Below are 19,829 nucleotides of genomic sequence, written 5' to 3' on the forward strand. Positions count from 1 at the left end.
AAAATATTCTCTAGCCTTGTGTCAACCTTGCTGTTCCTCGGCCGCTTGCTCCTTGCAGGCGCTCAGATGTGAAATATACTCGCTTCCCCACTGGCCCAGTGCATCCAATACAACTTGGAACTTTTCGCCCACATCGCTCAAAAGATACTCCACCTTGGGGGGAATCTGGGAATATTCCCGGCGTATGATCAGGCTGTCCGATTCCAGAGCCTTTAATTGCCGGGAAAGGGTTGTGTGGGTCATTTCCACGGGCATCTGCCGCTGCAGCTCGTTGAAGCGGATAGGTCCCTTTGAGAGGATATATAGGATATACAAAGACCACTTTCCAGTCAGTACCTTTTGCGAGGTTAGGTAAGGGCATAATCCAAACAATTCTTTTTTTATCGATGACATTACGGTATCCTTTCCGATACTGGTATCTTAAAAAAACGTAGTTGCGTTTATATCTGTATGCGATATAATTGAATTATATCATGCAAATAAGGTTGTGAAAAGGAGAATTTCTTTGGAAGAAACACTGGAGTTTTTGAAAAAATGCGGCACATTTTATTTGGCAACAAACGAGGGTAATCAGCCCCGTGTCCGTCCCTTTGGGGCTGTATGTGCCTTTGAAGGCAAGCTTTATATTGTAACCAATAATCAGAAAAAGGTTTTTGCCCAAATGCAGAAGAACCCAAAAGTGGAGATCAGCGGTATGGCCGGAGGCCAGTGGATACGCCTTGAGGCAGAGGCCATTCACGATTCCCGCCGGGAGGTGCGTGCAGCTATGCTGGCGGATAATGAAGAAACACTCAGCCGTATGTACAGCGCCGACGATCAGCTGATGGAAGTTCTCTATTTGCAAAACGCCACTGCGACCATCTGCACTTTTGCAGGTGAGCCCGAAGAATACCGTTTTTAGTCCAATCGAGGGATGCACACGATTAAGCGAGGGGGAGCGTGACGCTTCGCCTCGCTTTTGTGGTTCCATAGCATTGGCCATTGCGGCTAATGCTCCTCACGGGCAAAAAAAATTCTGCGGGCTTGGCCGCAGAAACAATACTCAAATATAGTTAATTCACTTACAACAATTCCGGTCTTAAAGCCGGGTATATGAGGTATAGTTGAGATACAGCAATTGAAGTTTGAATCCTTGCTGTGAAAGCCTAGCGGCTTTATACTTTTTGCAATGCCCACCGCATTCCGGCGTGTGCATTGCGAAAGGGCGAGATCGGATCGGGAATACGCCCGATGCCTTGTATAAGAGTTTCAATGCTGTGCCGCAAATCGAGGCTGGTGCATCCGGGTTTATAGTCGTATTCCAGAATCAGGCTGGCATCCGGGGTATAAATACGGTAAAGATTGAAAAACTGTTCCAGATTCCGGCCGGAAAGAGCAAATGGATCTTCTGGGTTTCCTAAATTACATAAGCGGTAGGCTACAATGCAATCTTCCAGAGTTGAAACTATGTGAGGCAAGTTCCATTTTTCTTTTATACATCGTTCAATATCCAACACACAGTCGATTTCAGGAAAGTTTTCAAACAGCTCGATAAAGTCATCCGCATTAAACATGGGGCAGCATTCGGAATTGCCTCCTGCATTTTCAATATTCAGGGTTATGTTGCATTGGCGGCCCAGATAGGAGAGGGCTTCCAGATTCTCAAAAACATTGGGGTTCAGACTTTGTTGGCTATCCGGCGACACGATTTGATCTTGGGTCCGCAGTGTCAGGGTGGGGCTGCCCAGCATCCGAGCCATAAAGAAAGCGTATGTACAGTTTTTTATCAGCTTATGGTGTTCAGTGGTTCCCTTTGGGGCGATGATCTCTGAGCCCAGATAGGGGCTTTTGACTGAAATGGGGTAGGGGCGTAAATCGGGAATTTTTTGTTGGAGCATTCTTTGATATTCTGGTGAGTGGACAAGTAGGGGAATATCCATTCCCACCCGGCCATCGTATTGGGAGATAACCGATTCCACCAATTCCATGGCTTCCAGAGTGGTCTCATAATCGTACATAGCAGTGCTGACAAAAATGTGCATGACTAAATACCTCATCCTGTTGTTTTCTTTTGATCGTTATAGAGCACTTATGTTGTCAGCCCAGTTTAACTTGCACCTTACTGTTTGAAACAGAAGGAGGGCTGACTGCGAACGACAAGCAGCCTCTGCTCAAGGGAAGCGGATCACGGTATGAGCCGTGAATTTAAAATAAACCGAAGAATATCTTAAACCTGCTTTAAACGCATCCGGCAAGCAGCTTTGAAGCCTTTTTAAAGCCGCAGAAAAATGCTTTTGCGTCTTTCTAAGGAGACAGAGCTGTTGGAAATATAAATGCTTTTTCGCTTTGGGCATAACAAAAGGGACAAAATCCGCATACTTGTCCTAGCAGAGATTACGGTTTGTCTATGTACTTTATCATTCCCCTACGGGAGAAACTTCTTGGGTCTTTGCTCGATTTTTTGAGCATTTCTTTGTAATTTGTTGTGCAACAAAAGCGAAAGAAGCATTAATACTGTATTATATTGGTAAATATAGAATATTTTGATCAAAAAAATTGTCGCTCGCTGTCGACATAACAGAAATCCATTAAAAAAATTGGAAAAAAGGTGAATTTCGCTTTAAAATAGTCGGTATTTGCTTTAATTTAAGAAAGTTTTCTGAGGGATCCCTCGAGTTTGAGTAGATGTGCCATTGCGATATGAGTGCCTTTTGAATACAATGGCAAGAGCTTGTCACGCTAAGATCAGCGCGGTTTTCAAGGTTGCATAAGAGCAGCGAGGCACAGTGCCGCAGCTTTAAAATCCTCCAAAATGACAGCTTCGAATGATTTTGAGGCTGTCATTTTCGATGGAGATAGGTATAATCCGGCTTGCTTTAAGGCTTTTGCGATCAATAAACTTAAGACAAGGCTCCCATTTCCTTTTGTGCAAAAGATGGGAGCCTTGTCTTGGTATAGTCCGCTATATTGAATACTTCTGTATTGGGTTTTGTTTTCCGAAGAATCTAAAGCTGAAAGTCTATTCTTCCACAGCGGATTCTTCGGCTGGCACTTCCTCTTTGGGTTCTTCCCACAAGCGGATAATACCGATAGGTGTCTGCTCGTCCGACTGTCCCAAAGGGTTATCCTTCAAAATACGAACCAGCCAGCTCTTATCCATATCCGAATGAGAGATGCCCAGAATGTTACCACCCAAATCATTGATATCAACAACAGCTACAGGGCACCCACAGCCTTTAGAAGCCTCTTTAGCAGCCTCATCGGGGTTAGTAGGGCCAAGGACGACATAATCGTTATAAGGGGGGATTGTGCAGTCGCAGGGGCCATCGATGGAACGTGCCTTGTCACCGGCAATTTGATAAAACCAGCCCCGCTTGCCAATCAGCTTTCCGATAACTGAAATGAAGGCCGCAAAGAGGATTCGGATTACACCGCATTCACGCAGAGCCATTTCCATGGTCTCGGGAATACTCAGGCCAATTCCGTAAGGGTTTTTATAGACAAAGCGACAGAGAGTGCGTGCCAGCCAGCTGGGTTTAATGTCCTTCATGGGAATGGCCCGCTTTTGGGTGCAGGCGACTGCCTTTTCTGAGATAAAGGCAATATCACCGGGCTTTGCTACTGGAGCAATGTATTGGGAGGCCACTTGGGTCAAGGTATCCCGATCCGTGATAATGTGTGTTTTTAAAGGAATACGGGCATATTGCCGGCCGTCTACTTCGATCAGCAGCCCTTTTCCCTCGTTGGCTTTTTCCATTGCTTGAACCGCTCCTTTTTTATCCATACGCTATTTTGGGGCCGAATGCCCCAGATTATACCAATTACGTTTAAAATAAGCCTGATAGGCAAGATTTTGGTGAAATCGGCAATTTAATCTAGTATATCACTTTCGGACATTCACTACAAGAACTACCCGCCCATATCCTTGGCAAAATAATCCCCGCCCTTTTTCAAGGGCGGGGAAAGCGGATACAAGAAAGGTTTATCGGACTACTCTTCCGTTGGAAGGATTCAGGTTTGGGTTGTTGGTGGCGGATTCAGAGCCTGGGTTGGAAGAACCCGAGCCATTGCCGGAGGAACCAGAGCTTGAACCGGAACCCGAGCTGGAACTGTTTCCGTTACCGGATGCGGTGCTGCTTGAGGAGCTTTCTTCAACATTAGGGTCCTGCGAGGAAGAGGAAGAAGGTGTTTTCAAGGAGACTTTTTTATCTGTCAGATAATATTTGGAGGAGAATTTGACCTTATCCTTAGTGGTTCCCAGATAGTCACCCTGCTCATTATAGACATACAGCTTTTCATCCATATCAAAGGAGGTTTTGGTGGAGGCACTGCTCAGGTTGACCTGAACCACATTATAAATTGCAACAATGTTATCGTATTTGTTGAGCATTTTTTCATCGGCACTGGTCAAATCAGAAGTTACCTTAGCGGCGTACTTGCGGCCGTTGTACATTTTGGTGTGGAAGGAAATATTATGACCTGCATAGATCTGAATATCCTTCAGATAAGCATTGGCTTTGGCGATTTGACCTTCGGATAAATCCACATAATCATCGCCTTCAAAAAGCTCGATAAGCTCATTGGAAACCGTACCAGAAAGAGTTACCTCAGATTCTGTGTGGCGACGGCCATCCACAGAAAGATAAACAGTGAGTGAGAATTTGCGGTCGGAGGTAATAGCCAAGTCCTTCGCAAACTTAACCCGAACAAAGGACTTGCCGTTTTTGGAATCAACTTCAACACTGTTAATGAGGTCGGAGCCGGTTCTTTTGGTGGAACGGGCGGTAATCTTGCCATTGCGCAGCATGGATTCGGTTACCGATACGGCCGGGGAAGGCTTGCCGTTTTTCCATTCAAAGAAGTTAGAATCAAAATCAAAGATGATATAATCCCCCGGGCGAACCTCCAGATCATCCAGCGTTTCACCTGAACCAAGAGCACTGTCGTTACGGGTTACCACGTTGCCCAACCAAGCTCCGGAGCTGATACCTGTGATCTTGTTGCCGCTGACTGGAACAGGGTTGCTGACAGTCAGATTGTTCATGTTGTAAGTATTGCTGGTGACAGAGCCAGACTGGAAATAGAGGCTTCTGTTGGCGGCGAAAAGGGCTCTTTTAGCGGTTAGTCTCAAGACAGCGGAACCGTCACTGGATGAAGCCGCTCTGCTCACAGAGGAACTGCCTGGAGAGACAGAAACATCGAAATCTGCGCTGTTGATTCCTTTAAGGTAAGGCTGGATCATGGCATAGGTGACTACCTTATCGCCGGTACCGGCCGACCACTGAAAGAAATTGGCAGGCAAAAGAAAGGTCATGACATCGCCAATGGCAAGGTTATTACCTAAACCATCGGTACGCTGTAAGCTGGCGCCTGCGGTGACGCCGGTAATGGTGGGCGGTGTAGAAGGCACAGAAGCCGAGACCGTTACTGGTAAGTTAATGGTGACAGTTTGGCCATTCATAGAAGACTTACTGCCCTGGAGAGTGACCGGTACAGTGGTGGAACCCACAGCCGCACTCGCACTGGCGGTAACCAAAAGGTTGGTGGTGTTGGGTTCAATGGAGGCGGTAAAGCCGGAAGCGGAGGTGGAAGCAGTGATGCCGTATGTTCCATTGAGGGTGGCATAGGTCAAAGCTTGGGTGGGGGTTCCCGCAAAGGTAAAGTGGCTGTTGGTCAGCGCCATGCGGAAGCTCTCGCCCTGCTTAACCGAAGAAGCAGCGGGAGAAATGTTGGATTTAAACCCGGTCATCAGGTCAGGGTTAGAAACGGTGACTGTAACCGGGAAGTTAATGGTAACGGTTTCCCCGTTCATAGCCGATTTGCTGCCCCGCAGAGTGACCTGCACAGTGGTGGAACCAACAGCCGCATTGGCAGCAGCGGTAATCAGCAGGTTGGTGGTGTTTGGCTCAATGGAGGCAGTAAAACCGGCAGCTGAAGTGGAAGCGGTGATGCCGTATGTTCCATTGAGGGTGGCATAGGTCAGAGCTTGAGCGGGGGTTCCCACAAAGGTAAAGTGGCTGTTGGCCAGCGCCATGCGGAAACTCTCGCCCTGCTTAATTGAAGCAGGGGCAGGGGAGATGTTGGTTTGAAAACCAGTCATCAGGTTAGGGTTAGCGGCTACATTTCCGGTTAGATACTGGAGAGGTGTAGCACTGGTGACAACACCTTCTGTATTGGTAATCGCCAGCTTAATAGGAATAGAAAAGTTTCGGGCAGTGGCAATTTCCTGCGATACAGTTAAATGAGCCAGCACTCTGGCATTGGCAGCACCGGGATTTTCCAGTGTGAAGGTGATACCAGAAAAAACACTGCCAAGAGTCTGTTGATCTGCAACACCTGCATTAATAAAGGCAGGTGTTGCAGAAGCATTAAGCAGATCGGCCTGAGTAATGTCGTTAGCCGGCGTGTTAAAAGCGCTGGCGCCCAGTGGAATGGTATAGGTTTGCCCGGGGGTCAAAGTGGCTACTCCAGCTGTAGCAAAGGAATAAGTGCTGGGTGTTCCTGCAACATTGGCAGAAAAGGGGGTGCCTGTTCCAGCGGAAAGAACCGGAGCTGCACTAACAGGCAGCCGGGCAAGTCCAAAAACCAGAACCACAGCCAGCATAAGTGAAAGAACACGTTTCATTTTGATGTACCTCCTTTAAAGTCGGATCATTCATTGATGGAAAGGCAGGCTGACCGGTTGATAAAATGTCTGAACTCAATTAGCGGGCGCAGCTGCCTGTTCTTGTGTGAGAGTATCAACTGTACTATCATAATTATAACACATACCTTTTGTGATTTCAAGGAGAATGGAAAATACTTGTGCCTGCAACTTTCTACACTGGTTAATTTATTCTATCATAAAATTCTGGAAAAATCCTGCAAATGATCTCGAATTGATGCGGAAAGTGCACTCAAAAACAGTTTTTTTTTCGTATTGTAAAGGTCATCTGAAAATGCTAGAATATGATTACTTGAATTGTGCCAAAGAGAAACAAAAATAATTTCCTGTGGGTATTGCGTGAGGTGCCGTTTACTGCGAGAATCTCTGTGATATCCCGCATTGTATTTCTTGCTTATACCTTATTATATAATAGAGAAGGGATGTCGGGTGATATGAACAATACCGCTATAGAAAGCAATATGGAAAATCCCCATTCGAAATATGTTCTGATTAATGCATACGACGATATTGTAAAAACAATGGTCAGGCAGTTTATGGATAAAACAGAAATGTGCCGTTGTGAGAAATGCTTTTTGGATGTGTGCGCCTTGGTTTTTAACCGCCAATACACACATTTCGTCACCACCCGGGAGGGGGCGCTGCTGGCAAAGGTTCCCGAAATGAATCACGGCAATCGGGTTGAAATGACCGTTGTGGTTATGGACGCTATTCGTATCGTGAAAAATTTCCCCAAACACTGATAAGGAAATTGCTTAGATATCGCTTGGCGCAGGCCTTTGTGAAGGTTCTGCGATTTTTACTGTCATTTTGATGAAAATAATTCATATATTTTTATAGGAATACAGTTGACAATCCCACGGTTTATTGGTATATTTTAGAGGAAGATTTATACCATACTAAAAAACAGTACTTTAAGCAGAGCAAATTTTGTGCAGGTGTCTTGAAGGAGAGGGGATTTATTATGTCAGCAGTTGGGGCAAAAATTAAGAAAATCCGCAAGCAGCGGAAAATGACATTACAGGATCTGGCCAATTTTACAGGCCTTTCCGTGGGTTATCTTAGTAATTTGGAACGAGATTTGACCAACCCGACACTGATCAATCTTCAGCAGATTTGTGATGCTTTGCAGGTAAATGTAGTGGATATTATCAGCCAAACCAGCGGCGAAACCGTGGTTCGGCGTGATCAGCGGCAGGAGTTGTTTGTCCCCAATTCCAGCATCCGGTATCAGCTTCTCACAGCGGGCCGTCATTCCATGCGGGGAATGAGCGTGATCATTGATGCAGATAATTCCGATGAAGAAATCCTTTGGGGGCATTTTGAGGATGAAATGCTGATTGTTCAGAAGGGTTCCTTGGAAATTGAATTTGGCGGCGAGCAGTACATATTGGAGGAAGGGGATTGTGCTTATATAGCACCCAATACTCCTCACAAAATCCGTAAGCATGGGGCCGGGGAGTGTACCTTCCTTTGGGTGATCAGCGATCCCAAGGCCTACTCTCTTGAAGAGAGTGCTTATCAGTTGGTAACTAAGTAAGGTTTAATGAGTATAAATGAACAACTGGTATAGTGGTGGTCACACCCCACTGTACCAGTTGTTCGCTTCTGTGGATGCGAAGACCATGTCTGCCCGGTCAAAAGGCAGGCATGGTCTTTTTTAGAAAATTTTATTGCAGGGTATTAACGGCCCCGCCAAAAGTTTTGAATCCCGGCAGTATCGGGATCGGTGGGGTCGGGTGTGACACCGATGTATTTGCAGGTCTCATGAAGAATGGGAGACAGCTTGCCGTATGTACCTGCCGTATGATGGACATAAGGCCCGTAGACCAGCTTTTCTTCCCACGCAACCCAATCGTTCACCTCAAACCAGCTGTAGGTTCCGGTGGTGGCGGGGCCTTCCACGCTTTTCCCCTGCCCCATCAACAGGCTATACTCGCCATGATCGCCGTCAAAGCGGCAAATGGTCATGTCTTCGTCTGTGCGCAGTTCAAAATAGCTTTTGCCCGGGGAGGGAGTAGCGGCCGGAATGTTGCGTACGGTACAGGCAGCGGGGTCCTTGGCCATACAGGGCGGGAAATTGCCGCAGTGCCAAAGAAGCTCAGCATTGGGATTGGTCGGGTGGCGAATGGTCAGATCGGCAAAGAAAACAGGGTCGGTATAAAGCCCAGCGGCCTGCATCAGGCGGGAGCTGATGGCACCGTGAATATCCATCTCGCAAACGACCGGGATGCCGGTTTGGCCCACATAGCCGTTAACAGCGCAGGCCGAAATTCCCATAGCCGCCTGAAAAGCATCCCAGCAGCTGGTGGCTACAGCGTTGCAGTGGTATTTGCTGCAAAGAGCCTGCAAAGCCAGATAATAGGCCGCCATGTTTACAAGATCGTCATCATTTACCCCCACCGGTGTGGTAAGCTTGCTTATAAGGGAAACCGTTTCGGCAATTTCATCCGGAGCAGTCTCTTTGAGTTCTTGGCTTGCTTGCTGCAGTTCCACCAGAGTAATGGGGAATACCCGGATGCCGAACCGTTCCAGCAGCTCACCTTCGTTGCAGATTACCGTCCAGAAGGCTTCTGGGCGGGTGCCGATCTGGAGAATTTTGGTTTCCTTGAAAGCTTTGACTGTGGCACAAACACTCACAAAGGCTTTATAACCCCGCTCCAGCACATCGCTTTCCAAAGGGGCGTTTGGCAGATAGGTGAAAGGAACGTTGACACGCCGCAGCGCTTTGCCGGTGGCGAACAGCCCGCATTGGGTATCACGGGCCCGACCAACGGAGGATATTTTAAAATCGATAGGGGTGGAAGGGTCGTTATCCTGCGGGCCCCATACCAGCACCGGTACATTCAAGCGGGATGCCACATATACAATGCTGGATTCACTGCCGAAGTTGCAGTGCGGCACAAAGAGACCATCCACACCTTCACGGCGAAACTTCTCTGTCACTGCAATGGCGCCATCTTCGGTTTCCAGCAGGCCCTGCTGGGTTACATCGTCAATATCCACGATTTCAACAACATCCTGCAGCCATCCGCTAATTTGCTGCAGAATGGTTTCACGCAGCTCAAAGGTTTCTGGATGGTTGAAGATATCGCGTTTTGTCGGAGCAAACCCGATTTTAATTCGGTCTCGTTTCATTGGTATCCTCCCCTTATGTATTGTTAATCTTTTAGTTTAAGGAACAATATCAAGATATGATAAAACTCCTTTTTTTCCAGTGTATAGTAAATTCAAGTCTAAAACAATAGATTAATATAGTAAAACTTAGATTTATTGTTATTTTAGCGTATTACCCAAAGTGGATTACCAAAATTTGGAAGTCTTTTTGAAAATGAAAAAACTTGTTTGTGCATAAAGAATTCACCGATACAATGTCCACTGAACAAATGCGTTTATTGTTCGACAGGCATTATATAAAACAGGGGGTAGATGAAAATTATCCCCTCTACACACAAGCTGTTGGCAAATCTACACGGACGATGTATAATATATACTCAAATAGATTGAAAACCAAAAAGGTTTTCAATTATCGGGTAAAACCCAAAACGTTATTCAACTATAAAGATAACGGCATGGCTTTTGAGACTTTGTGTGCCTAATTCTAACATTTTATCAACATAAGGGGGAATTTGGTGGAATTCAGCTTTTCCCAATTGGTGCTGTATCTGGCGGCCTACAGTGTTATAGGTTGGATTTGCGAAACCATATATTGTTCGGTGGGTCAGCGCAAATTTATCAACAGGGGCTTTTTAAATGGCCCTTATTGCCCCATTTATGGTGTGGGCGGTGTGATCATTTTAGCCGTTACACAACCTTTTGCACCGTGGCCTCCATTGGTTTTTGCGGCGGCCATGGTGGCGGCCAGTATTTTGGAGTACTTCACCAGCTGGCTGATGGAGGAAATGTTTCAGATACGCTGGTGGGATTATTCCCATATGCGCTTTAACCTGCGGGGCCGTATCTGCCTGCTGAATTCGCTGCTTTTTGGCGGAATGGGTCTTGCAGCTGTCTATTTGCTGCATCCTTTGGCAAGCGGACTCATTGGGAAAATACCCAGCGACATCCAAAGGGTTGTGGCTTCGCTGGTGGTTGTGGTATTTCTATGGGATTTGCTGGTCACCCTCAATGGATTGCTGGGGCTTTCTCAGAGTATGAAAAAGCTGCGGGAATACTTTGCCGGGCTGGAACTTCACGATATTTCACATACCTGGTATAACCGGCGGGATTTAGCAGCCAGCGTTGCCCAGCTTTATAAGCTGCTGCAAAAGGAGCCGGAAAACAAAACCCTGGCCAAGATTCAGGGACAGCTTGAAGATTTAATTGGCTGGGGACACATTCAGAGCCGGCGGTTTGTCAATGCATTCCCCTATATGACAGTCAGCGGTTTGGGCAGAACAGCAGAAAGCCTGCGCCAAAGCTGGGAGCATCATAAGGAGAAAACTGCCGCTGGCGGCGGTCTGCGCCGTATATTGCGCCGGAAGGCACGGCAGGGTGCCTCGGTGTTTACCCGGGAGCTGAACGTTTACAGGCTGACTTGGGTTTTTGTGGTAGCCTGTGTGCTGGGTTATTTTATTGAAACGGTTTATTGCCTTGTGACCACCGGCGTTATTGAAAGCCGTCAGGGTATGCTTTATGGGCCGTTTAATCAGGTGTATGGCTTCGGTGCGGTGCTGATGGCTGTTTTGCTGACTCCTCTGGCCAAAAAGAATGACCGGTGGGTCTTTATGGGAAGTGCTTTGATCGGGGGCGCTTTCGAATACCTTTGCAGCTGGCTGCAGGAGAAAATGTTTGGCGCTGTTTCGTGGGATTATTCCTCCCATCATCTTTCCATTGGCGGAAGAACCAGCATAACCTTTATGTTTTTCTGGGGAATATTGGGGCTTGTTTTTATTAAAGCCATCTATCCAAGGCTTTCCCACGTTATTGACCGAATTCCCAAGCGGCAGGGGCGGGTTATGATCTCGATTCTGGCTGTTGCCCTGAGCATCAACATGCTTTTATCCGGGCTGGCGGTTTATCGTTGGACTGAGCGGCTCTACGGCCAACCGGCGGATACATGGCTGGGCCATTTTCTGGATCGGCAATATCCGGATTCTATGCTGGAAGAAGTCTATCCCAATATGTCCAGGGTGGAAATAGAATAGCTGTGTTTTTTGAAAGTTGGCCTTAAATTGTTCTGCGGCAAACCGTTAAGAAGGAGCTTGAATACTATGAGTAAAATTCGTCAGTTTTTATCCAGTAGGTATGGATCCGATCAGCTTTCGGTAGCACTGGCTATTACAGGCTGTGTCTTTATCCTCATGAACCGGCTCTCTGGCTGGCTATGGGCATCTGTGGTGGCGTGGCTGTGTTTAGCGGCCTGCATTGTGAGGATGCTTTCCAATAATCCGGTTAAGCGCCGGGCAGAAAATCACCGGTTCCTGAATTGGTGGGTAAAGGTTGCCTCTTTCTGGAAGCTGCGCCTGCGTATGGTTAAGGAATGGAAAACACATCGCTATCTGCGGTGCCCCGCCTGCCATCAGCAGCTCCGGGTGCCTAGGGGAAAAGGCAAAATCAGCATTACCTGCACCAAATGCCGCCATGCTTTTGTAAAGAAGGTATAGCATATATTTCTCGAAGCAAAGCTCAGAAAATAGCACAAAAAGCCCTGCGAATTCTTGGTTGGAGGAATTCGCAGGGCTTTTTGCAGGATTTTCAGTTGGGCTGCTGGCCCACGCGCTCCAGCAAGCGCTGAACGCTTTGGGCAAGGCCTGCGTGCTCTTTTAGGGCAAGTCCGGGGTCTTGCTCCAGCAGGGTGATTGCACAGGTCTGCGCCTGAGAAAGCAGCTCCATATCATCGGCAAGGCTGGCAATGTGAAGCTCAGGGAGACCATGCTGGCGGCTTCCGAAAAAGTCACCCGGCCCCCGAAGCTTCAGGTCATATTCTGCAATCACAAAGCCGTCGCTGTGTTCCTTCATAACGCCGAGGCGCTTGCGGGAAGTTTCACCCTTGGCGTCGGAGCAAAGAATGCAGAAGGATTGGTGCTTTCCACGCCCTACCCGGCCTCTGAGCTGATGCAGCTGGCTCAAGCCGAAGCGCTCCGCATTTTCAATCAGGATAATAGCGGCATTGGGGACATCCACACCCACCTCCACCACAGTGGTGGAAACCAAAAGCTGGAGCTGTCCCTTTTCAAAGGCGGACATAGCTTTTTCTTTATCGGCAGGCTTCATCTTTCCGTGGAGCAACCCCACCGTGTAGCCTTTAAAAATGCCCTCCGAAAGGCTCTTGGCATATTCCACGGCAGGGCGCAGCCCGGTATCCACTTCCCCCTGCTCAATAAGAGGGCAGACAATATAAGCCTGCCTGCCGCTGTCCAGATGCTTTTTAATAAAGCGCAGCGCCCGCTCCCGCTTGGAGGAATCGATTACAAAGGTTTCCACCGGCTGCCGCCCGGGCGGCAGTTCGTCCAACACCGAAAGCTTGAGATCACCATAAATCATCAAGGAAAGGGTGCGGGGAATGGGTGTGGCGGACATGACCAGCACATGGGGTTGCTGGCTTTTGCCCGCAAGCTGTGTCCGCTGGTTGACACCAAAGCGATGCTGCTCATCGGTAATCACCAGCCGCAGATTTTGAAACTCCACCCCTTGAGAAAGCAAAGCGTGGGTGCCTACACATAAATGAATGGAGCCCTCGGCCATCCCTGCGAGAATCGCTTTCTTTTGGCTTGCCTTGGTGGAGCCGGTGAGCAAAGCCACTTGGATGCCGCTGCCTTCAAGCAGGCGGGTCATGGTGGCCCAGTGCTGGCTGGCTAAAATTTCGGTGGGAGCCATCATGGCCGATTGCCCGCCGTTTTGAAAGGTATACCAAACAGCGGCGGCCGCCACAAGGGTTTTCCCTGAGCCTACATCCCCCTGTAAAAGGCGGTTCATGGGAATACCGGAACGGAGATCGGCGGCGATTTCCTCCCCGCTGCGGCGCTGAGCACCGGTAGGGGAAAAGGGGAGGCCCTCATAGAACTTCTCCAGTGAATAGGGCTTCATGGGTTCTACAGGAGAAATCTGATTATCCCAGCACAGCTTGCCCAACCTCAGGGAAAGCACCAGCAGCTCCTCAAAAATGAACCGCTTGCGTGCAACCGAAGCCGCATGCTCATTTTCGGGGAAGTGGATGTTACGCAGGCAATAGTTAATTTCGCCCAGCTGATAGCGGCGGCGAATATCGGGCGGTAAAATATCGGGGAAATCCGATATCTGCTCCAGAATTTGAGAAATATTCTTGCGGATAAACCGAGAGTTCAGCCCCGCCGTTTGGGGGTAAACGGGCAGAAGCTTCCCCCCCTCAGACAGGCTGTATACCTCCGGGGAGAGCAGCTCTTTTTTCACAAAGGAGCCTCCCGGCTTGCCAAGAAAGATATATTCTCCTTCCAGGCGAAGCCCCTCGGCCAGAAACTTGTTGTTAAAAAGGGTGATGGTGATGCGCCCGGTGGAATCCTCCGCGGTCAGCTTAAAGAGGGAAAAACCTGCCCGAATGCGCTGTTCACCGGATTTGTGGGTGATGGTGGCCACAATGGCACAAAGCTCCCCTAAAGGAGCTTCCTCTATGGTCAGAAGCTTGGTCAAATCCAGATAGCTGCGGGGGTAATGGGCTAACAGCTCCCCGGCAGTGTGGATACCCAGCTTATGATACAGAGCAGCCCGGCGTTCTCCCACACCCTTTAGATACTGCACCGGTGTTTGAGTGGTAAGAGGCGGCATGCTGTTCCCCCTTTCTCTAACGGGATATAACAAAATACAGTGTATAATTGCCCATGACCGTAGGCTGGGCATAAGAGTGAAACGTAAAATATACTCATATAGCTTCAAAACTGCAACGCGATTTAAACCTATACAACGATAACCACTTTGGGGCTATTTTACCATAAAATGGCGGGCTTGTCCTGTGGTTACAGTAAAAACACGCCGATAATAGCCTGAAAATAAAGAACCGGCTTTCCCAGAAGGAAAACCGGTTGAGTAGACAATGATATATTTGTCAGATAGATTGCTTTCGGAAAGATTACCACTTTCTGGAGCTGCCGCCGCCACCAAAGCTGCCGCCGCCACCAGAAGAACCTCCGCCAAACCCGCCACCACCGAAGCCTCCGCCACCGAAACCACCAAAGCCGCCAAAATGATCGTCATCATCCCGATAGGTTTTAACAAAATTGCGTCGCGGGCGGACATATGGGGCATAGCGGCCAAGACGAATTAATCTGCGGCGATTGGCGTTTTGCAGCAAAATGGAAATAACAAGAATAGCAATAAAGATGCCGATGCTGCCCAGCCCAAAACTGCTTTCCTCTGTGACTACAGTGCCGATTTCCTCTGGAACTTCCAAGCCGTAATGCTTATAAACAAGGGCTGCGGTGGCTTCAAACCCCTCCACAATGCCGGTGGAGTAATTCCCTTCCCGGAACTGCGGGAGCATATAGTCATCCTGAATACGGCCGGTGAGAATATCGGTCAGGGTACCTTCAAGCCCTTTACCCACCTCAATGCGTGATTCCTGATCCCCAATGGAAACCAGTATCAGCACACCGTTATCCTTACCTTTTTGGCCCAGCTTCCACTCATCCACAACCCCGATGGAATAGGATTCAATATCCAAGCCATCCAGACTTTCCACAGTGAGCAGGGCCACCTGTGCACCGGTTTGAGCTTCCAGCTGGCGGGCAATTGCCAGCATCTGCTCTTGGTCGGCGGTGCTGCAAAGATTGGCATAATCGTTGACAAACAACGCGGAGGAAGGTGCAGGTGGGCTGGCGCCCATAAGCAGCACTGCCACCAGCACAAGGCTCAGCAGTATTGTAATTTTTCTCTTCATAAACACTCCATTTGGTATTTAGCCGTTTTGGCTATACCCATTCCGGCTACTTGGAAAAATCCACAGTAGGCGCAGATTGAGCTGATTGCTCGGCTTCAAAATAATCCATTTTGTCAAACCCAAACATTCCCGCCAACAGGTTGGAAGGGAATCTGCGGATGCGGCCGTTGTATTGCCGAACAGCCTCATTGTAGCGCTGGCGAGAAACCTTAATTCTATTTTCAGTGCCTTCCAGCTGGGTCTGTAAATCCAAGAAATTTTGGTTGGCTTTTAATTCTGGGTAATTTTCAACCACAACAAGCAGTCTTGAAAGAGCCGAGCTCAGTTCGGAATCGGCCTGGGCCACCTCCTGCATGCTGCCAGCGCCCATCAGCTTGGAGCGGGCATCGGCAATGCTTGTGTATATTTCTTCTTCATGGGTGGCAAAGCCCTTGACTGTTGCAACCAAATTGGGAATTAAATCATTGCGGCGCTGCAAATCAGCCTGCACATCAGCGAAGCTTTGCTGAACCGTTTCACTGGAAGCCACCATTCCATTGTAGGTTCCGGCCAGTGAAAACACGATCACTAAAACAATTCCAATAATTACCAGAAGTATAATTGTACCTTTTTTCATATTCATACCATCCTTTAACATAATCTGAAAAAACAAGCATTTAAAACGGGTAAAGCAACCTCATGCCGAGCCTTTGAAAATTGATTGCACGGCATGACCATAGAGCTGTTCGTCTTCTAATTTCACTTAATTATATAACTGACAATAGAGATACTTTGACAGCGTTTTTAAATTGTTCAGGTGCAAGGTTTTGTGGCGTGTGTTCGCAAATCCTTTCAGGCAGTCAATTAATGTATCTGAAACGGCAAGACAAGCCTGTTTTGCCATCAAACAGAGCGAAAATTGCTCTGTTTGCAAATGCGCTTCGCAAAGCGCATTTGTTTAGTGGACATTATATGGGTTATTATACTCTGATTCGGTCAAAAAAACAAATGAAGAAACCATGAACCTATATAGCCGTGTCGCAATACCGATTTTTTCATGTTTTTATGTTGCCTTTTGTTGCATTTGAAGTATGTATTTGATATTATCATAGTGTACGCAAAAAAATCATTCGAAGAGCAAAGGGATGGATACTTATTGCATTTATCCCCAGCTTGTAGCAGCTTTTTTTATTGAGTGTGCCTTATAATTTATACATGCCGTAAAGCGGAAAAAACGGTGGGTTGATAACAGGCGAAGCACCGGCCGTGCAATGTTAAAGGGGGAGTGGTATTGGCGGCCAGACTGGCAAAAAATTCAATCCGGAAACGTCTTGTGGCCTTTATGATACTCCTCATTGTTTTTCAATCCATTATTGTATTGGTTGTGCTGAGCTTGCAGGGCGTTTTTGGACGGTTGGATGAGGATTCCGAAAAATATTTTCTGGGTCATGTTACCATCCGGGCCGATGCATTGGAAAAGGAGATGGAACAGCGCTGGTCTTCCTTTTCTTATCAATATGATCAAATGGTGCGCATCATTCAGGAATATATGGAAGAAACCGGCCTGAGCTATGATGAGCTTTCACAGGATCCCAAGCAGGTTGGTATATTACTGGATAGCTTAATGGCTCCCACTGTGGGGCTGCTCCATTCTGGCAACACCACCGGAGCTTTTATCGTTTTAGATGCTGTTCCCACCACTGAACCGGCAGGAGAGCAGATGCCCGGGATTATGCTGCAATATGCAAACCCCAAACAGATACAGGAGGATGAATCGGATGTGCTGCTGGTGGTTGGGCCTCCGACAGTTTCCCACCGCTATTCTGTGTTGGCTGATGAAGACTGGACCTTTGATTTTGATTTTAAACCATTGACCCCGCAGCAGGTTAAGCTGCAAATGAGCCTGGATTATTTCTATAAGCCTCTTTATGCAGCGCAAACCTATCCATCCAAGGAGCTTATAGATTTAGGGTATTGGTCTCCCAGCTTTCGTCTGACTCCTGAAGGAAGTCTCAATATGACCTATTCACTGCCCTTAATCGGTGAAGACGGCGAAGTATTCGGGGTGGCGGGCGTTGCCATTTCGCAGGATTATTTCCAGAATCTGCTTCCGATTGAAGAAATTGTGCGGGATGGAGATAACGCTTATTTTCTTGCAGTCTATGATCGGGAGAGCAATAACTTTTACAGCAGTGTTTATACCGGCTTCATGCTGGAGGCTTCCAGCTCTTTGCAGCCTATTTATTCCGCAGTGGATATTTATAAACAGTATGGCATTATTCCCCGCACAGAAGGAGCTTTTTATAAAGTCGATTACCTATCCTCATCAGGCGAAGAACGAAGCGTTGCCATGGGCGTGGTTCCCTTAAAGATATACCATGGGGGCTCGCCTTTTGCAGATCAGACTTGGTATCTGGCCGGGCTTACCCGTGAGCAGTCTTTGTATATCAGCTCCCAGTGGCTGCAAAAGGTTGTGATTATTTCTTTGCTGCTCAGCCTTGTGCTGGCGCTGACAGGGGTTCTTTACCTGAGCGGAAAGTTCGTGCGCCCTATTTCCAAATTGGTGGGCTCCATTCAGGAAATAAACCCTTATAGTGGTGTTGAGGTGGTGGAAACCGGCATTGCCGAGTTGGATGTGCTCTCTTCCGCAGTGGGGGTAATGGCCAACGATGTTGCCGAAGCTTCCTCCAAAGTGGCTACGATTCTTGAGCTGACCGATCTCTTGGTTGGTGTCTTTGAGGTGAATCAACGCAACGACAAAGCCTATGTTTCAGCTACAGCCCAGAGACTGCTGGAGCTTCCTCCCAATGCCAGTGGGCTGATGGATCAAAACACATTTACCCCACGGCTGGAAACCGTTATGCTCAACTTGGAGGAAGGCTGGGAGGATGTCTATTTTACACAGGTAAAGGGTGAAGCACGCTGGCTCCGCATCCGCACAAAAATGACCGAAACCAAGGTTGTGGGTACTGTAATGGATCTTACCCGGGAGGTTTTGGAGAAGCGCCGGATGGATTTCGAGCGTGATTATGACAGCCTCACCCATCTTTTTAACCGCCAGGCTTTTTACAATAAAGTATACAAGTTGATGGAAAAAGGGCAAGTGCAGGTCGCCAGCATGATTAAATGGGATTTGGACAGCCTGAAATATGTTAATGATACATATGGGCATAATTGGGGTGATCAATATCTCTGCACAGCGGCTCAGGTTCTTGCCCATCTGCCTGCCGAGCATGCGCTGGCTGCCCGCAATTCCGGAGATGAGTTCTTTACCTTTCTATACGGCTTTGAGAGCAAAGAACACCTTTATGAGCAGCTTTGGGCGCTGCGTGATGCCATGGATACGGCAACGTTGATCCTGCCCAACAGCCGTCCGTTTAAGGTGCGCAGTTCGGCCGGATTTGCATGGTATCCCGATGATACCACCGATCTGGATACTCTGATCCGCTATGCGGATTATGCTATGTTCGAGGTTAAAAACTCCAAAAAAGGAACCTCCAATGAATTTGACGCTGGCTCCTATGAAAAGTTTTCGTTCCTGATCAATAAGAAGGAATCGCTCAACGTTCTCATTGATAGCAATCGTGTTCGCTATGCCTTTCAGCCCATCGTGGATGCGGTCAGCGGCGAGATTTTCGCTTATGAAGCTCTCATGCGCCCCGATAGCGAGTTGTTTTCTTCGCCGTTGGAGGTGCTCCAGATTGCACGCTCCCAATCCAAGCTTCATCATATTGAGCGTCAGACCATTTTCAATGTGCTGGATTACTATCAAAATAAGCGTTCTCTTTTTGGAAACAGCCGCATTTTTATCAATACAATTCCCAGTCAGGTGTTGGAGCAGGAGGATGTGCAGCGTATTCTTTCCCAATACCATGAGCTCCTGCCTATGACAGTATTCGAGATGACTGAAGGAGATGAATCCCTTGGCTCAGCGCCCAGTATGCTGAAAAAGCTGGAGATGGCATCCCAGCTTGGGGTGCAAATTGCCATTGATGATTTCGGTTCCGGTTACAGCAACGAATCCGCTATCCTGAACATTAAATCCCATTATGTGAAATTCGACATTGGGCTGATTAAGGATGTGGATAAGGATTTGAAAAAGCAGCAGCTTCTTAAAGGGCTGGTGGAGTTTACCCAAACAAACGGAATTCTTACCATTGCCGAGGGTATCGAGACGGAAGAAGAGCTGCATACGGTGGTGGATCTGGGCGTGAACTACTTGCAGGGATATTTTCTGGCGAAGCCTTCCTTTGAGATAGGCGATGTTACAGAAGAGGCAAAGCGGGCCTTGAGAGGCTTGACTGTGTGATACGAACCGATGAACAGGGAAGTATCCCGTTCGAGAAAGGGCAGGGCAGC

14 protein-coding genes are annotated in these 19,829 nt (G+C 47.9%); 6 read left to right on the forward strand and 8 right to left on the reverse strand.

What is annotated here, in order from left to right; translation table 11 throughout:
- Positions 1–21 precede the first annotated feature (21 nt).
- Positions 22–393 (reverse strand): helix-turn-helix domain-containing protein, encoded by a 372-nt coding sequence (locus U6B65_01005; GenBank protein WRS27736.1) that lies wholly within the window; start codon positions 391–393, stop codon positions 22–24.
- A gap of 112 nt (positions 394–505) precedes the next feature.
- On the opposite strand from U6B65_01005, the gene U6B65_01010 reads away from it, so the two are divergent.
- Positions 506–901, forward strand: coding sequence for a pyridoxamine 5'-phosphate oxidase family protein (locus U6B65_01010; GenBank protein ID WRS27737.1), 396 nt, complete (start codon positions 506–508; stop codon positions 899–901).
- Positions 902–1,154: 253 nt separating this feature from the next.
- Here U6B65_01010 and U6B65_01015 read toward each other — a convergent pair whose 3' ends face one another.
- From U6B65_01015 to U6B65_01025, 3 genes are all read right to left on the reverse strand, one after another.
- Entirely contained in the window at positions 1,155–2,021 is an 867-nt protein-coding gene (locus tag U6B65_01015; GenBank protein ID WRS27738.1) for a hypothetical protein, read from the reverse strand.
- Between the two features lie 977 nt (positions 2,022–2,998).
- Positions 2,999–3,736 (reverse strand): coenzyme F420-0:L-glutamate ligase, encoded by a 738-nt coding sequence (locus tag U6B65_01020; protein WRS27739.1) that lies wholly within the window; start codon positions 3,734–3,736, stop codon positions 2,999–3,001.
- Between the two features lie 225 nt (positions 3,737–3,961).
- Entirely contained in the window at positions 3,962–6,604 is a 2,643-nt protein-coding gene (locus tag U6B65_01025; GenBank protein ID WRS27740.1) for a hypothetical protein, read from the reverse strand.
- A 473-nt stretch (positions 6,605–7,077) separates the two neighbouring features.
- Here U6B65_01025 and U6B65_01030 point away from each other — a divergent pair, with 473 nt between their 5' ends.
- Complete coding sequence (locus U6B65_01030) at positions 7,078–7,386, forward strand: late competence development ComFB family protein (protein ID WRS27741.1); 309 nt, start codon at positions 7,078–7,080, stop codon at positions 7,384–7,386.
- Between the two features lie 221 nt (positions 7,387–7,607).
- Entirely contained in the window at positions 7,608–8,183 is a 576-nt protein-coding gene (locus tag U6B65_01035) for an XRE family transcriptional regulator (protein WRS27742.1), read from the forward strand.
- Positions 8,184–8,326: 143 nt separating this feature from the next.
- On the opposite strand, the gene U6B65_01040 is transcribed toward U6B65_01035, so the two are convergent.
- Positions 8,327–9,781, reverse strand: coding sequence for an L-fucose/L-arabinose isomerase family protein (locus U6B65_01040; protein ID WRS27743.1), 1,455 nt, complete (start codon positions 9,779–9,781; stop codon positions 8,327–8,329).
- Between the two features lie 494 nt (positions 9,782–10,275).
- Between U6B65_01040 and U6B65_01045 the strand changes: the two genes are divergently transcribed.
- A complete protein-coding gene (locus U6B65_01045; protein WRS27744.1) occupies positions 10,276–11,787 on the forward strand; it encodes a putative ABC transporter permease in 1,512 nt (503 codons plus the stop codon).
- A 66-nt stretch (positions 11,788–11,853) separates the two neighbouring features.
- Positions 11,854–12,246: a hypothetical protein gene (locus tag U6B65_01050; protein ID WRS27745.1), complete on the forward strand. Its 393-nt coding sequence runs from the start codon at positions 11,854–11,856 to the stop codon at positions 12,244–12,246.
- 91 nt (positions 12,247–12,337) lie between these two features.
- Here U6B65_01050 and recG read toward each other — a convergent pair whose 3' ends face one another.
- From recG to U6B65_01065, 3 genes are all read right to left on the reverse strand, one after another.
- A complete protein-coding gene (gene recG / locus U6B65_01055; protein ID WRS27746.1) occupies positions 12,338–14,383 on the reverse strand; it encodes an ATP-dependent DNA helicase RecG in 2,046 nt (681 codons plus the stop codon).
- Positions 14,384–14,684: 301 nt separating this feature from the next.
- A complete protein-coding gene (locus U6B65_01060) occupies positions 14,685–15,491 on the reverse strand; it encodes a TPM domain-containing protein (protein WRS27747.1) in 807 nt (268 codons plus the stop codon).
- A 46-nt stretch (positions 15,492–15,537) separates the two neighbouring features.
- Positions 15,538–16,107: a LemA family protein gene (locus tag U6B65_01065; protein ID WRS27748.1), complete on the reverse strand. Its 570-nt coding sequence runs from the start codon at positions 16,105–16,107 to the stop codon at positions 15,538–15,540.
- A gap of 654 nt (positions 16,108–16,761) precedes the next feature.
- Here U6B65_01065 and U6B65_01070 point away from each other — a divergent pair.
- Positions 16,762–19,779, forward strand: coding sequence for an EAL domain-containing protein (locus U6B65_01070; GenBank protein WRS27749.1), 3,018 nt, complete (start codon positions 16,762–16,764; stop codon positions 19,777–19,779).
- Positions 19,780–19,829: the final 50 nt, after the last annotated feature.

This window comes from Oscillospiraceae bacterium MB08-C2-2 (assembly GCA_035621215.1).
GTDB lineage: Bacteria > Bacillota > Clostridia > Oscillospirales > Ruminococcaceae > WRAV01.